Origin of the sequence: Paenibacillus sp. OT2-17, from assembly GCF_009827695.1 — a bacterium.
In the GTDB taxonomy this organism is placed as follows: Bacteria; Bacillota; Bacilli; order Paenibacillales; family Paenibacillaceae; genus Paenibacillus; species Paenibacillus polymyxa_B.
The window spans coordinates 1-1709 of sequence record NZ_WUDQ01000691.1 but is presented as its reverse complement, the minus strand read 5'-3'; the positions used below and the strand labels follow the sequence as shown (position 1 = coordinate 1709).

General features: G+C 46.5%; 2 protein-coding genes. Both read left to right on the top strand.

Annotated elements, in window-relative coordinates; all coding sequences use genetic code 11:
* On the top strand, window positions 1-1441 hold a 1441-nt coding region (locus GRP75_RS26170; protein ID WP_160790797.1), incomplete at its 5' end, for an ABC transporter substrate-binding protein.
* A gap of 24 nt (window positions 1442-1465) precedes the next feature.
* Window positions 1466-1709, top strand: a 244-nt coding sequence (locus GRP75_RS26165; RefSeq protein WP_337194273.1) for a PfkB family carbohydrate kinase, incomplete at its 3' end; no start/stop codon positions are given.

Sequence of the window (1709 nt, the reverse complement as noted above, 5' to 3'; positions counted from 1 at the left end):
TGCTTTAGCGCCGGATTACTCGAAAATGGAAATTTTTAAGCGGCTGGAAAAACAAACAAACGTAAAGATTGACTGGGAGAACATTCCAGACACTGACTTTGCAGAGAAGAAAAATTTGTTGTTGGCCAGCGGAGATTTGCCAGACGCATTTTACGGAGCCGGATTCACAGATTACGATCTAATCAATTACGGTAAAGACGGAACCATCATTCCGCTGGAGGATTTAATTGATAAATATGCGCCTAACTTGAAAGCGCTTCTCGATCGTCGACCCGACATTAAATTAGCCATCACAGCGCCGGATGGACACATCTACGGACTGCCGTCGTGGGAAGAGAATAAGCTCGATACCAACCCCTTCTTTCACGTCATCAATAAAAATTGGCTCGATAAGCTGGGCCTGAAAGTACCTCAGACGCTGGATGAATACACTCAGACTTTGATTGCCTTTAAAACGAAGGATCCGAACGGCAATGGCAAGGCTGATGAAATCCCATTAAGCTTTATGCATATGCAGTGGTGTAGTGACATTGCCGGCATATTCGGAGCTTTCGGTCTTTCGGATAATTTGGAACATCGGATCGTCCGCGAAGGTAAAGTGATCTTTACCGCTACGCAACCTCAATATAAGGAAGCATTAAAATATATTCACAATAACTGGTATAAGCAGGGCCTGATTGACCCTGAATCGTTCACCCAGGACGCTGCTCAGTATTTAGCAAAAGGCAAAACACCAGATGAAACGCTTGGCTCCTACGTTTGGTGGGAAGTCGAAGAGGTTGTCGGACCGGAGCGTAGTAAGGATTATGCTTTGCTGCCCCCGCTTAAAGGCCCAAATAGAGATCAAATGATCGGCCGCAGCAACGGCGGCGGTCCGGGACGAGGTGGCTTCGTGATTACAAAGGAGAACCGTTATCCGGCAATGACGATGCGTTGGATCGATCAACAGTATGACCCTTACATGGCGGCTCAAATTCACTGGGGTCCGTTGGATGTCGTATTCAAGAAGGACGAAAAAGGAAAATTGGTGAACCTGCCGCTTCCCAAGGGAGTGTCCGCAGGTGAATTCCGTCAAAAAGTGGCTCCAGGCACGGGAAATCCGGGCGTCATTACTTTCGATGACTTCGGAAAAGTTGTTGATATGGAACCCCGGGCTCAGAAGCGTGCTGATTATTTGGAGAAATATTACACTCCATATATGACAAAGGAAAACTATCCGAGCATCTTCTTTGAACCGGATGAACTAGATAAAATCAATCGGATTGAGCCAGAACTTATTAAATATGTAAATACCCAAAGAGGCAAGTTCATCGTCGATGGCGGCGTGGATGAGCAGTGGGACCGCTATGTGAAGACACTGGAGAAGATGGGTCTGAACGAATTGATGGAGATCTATCAAAAAGGGCTGGACCGTTATAATGCAAATTTAAAAAATAAATAATCAAAGGATAGGTGGGGAGAAACTGTGCTTGATGTAATAACCATTGGGGAAGTATTGATAGACTTTACTCCATCAGGTCGTACAGCGGGAGGCAACGAGCAGTTTGAATGCAATCCTGGAGGGGCTCCGGCTAACGTAGCAGCTGCTCTATCCCGCTTAGGAGCTAGAGCGACATTGATTAGCAAAGTTGGGGATGATCGATTCGGTTCCTTGCTGCACGATACCTTGATGAACGGCGGCATCGACGTGTCTGCGCTTTCGTTTACAG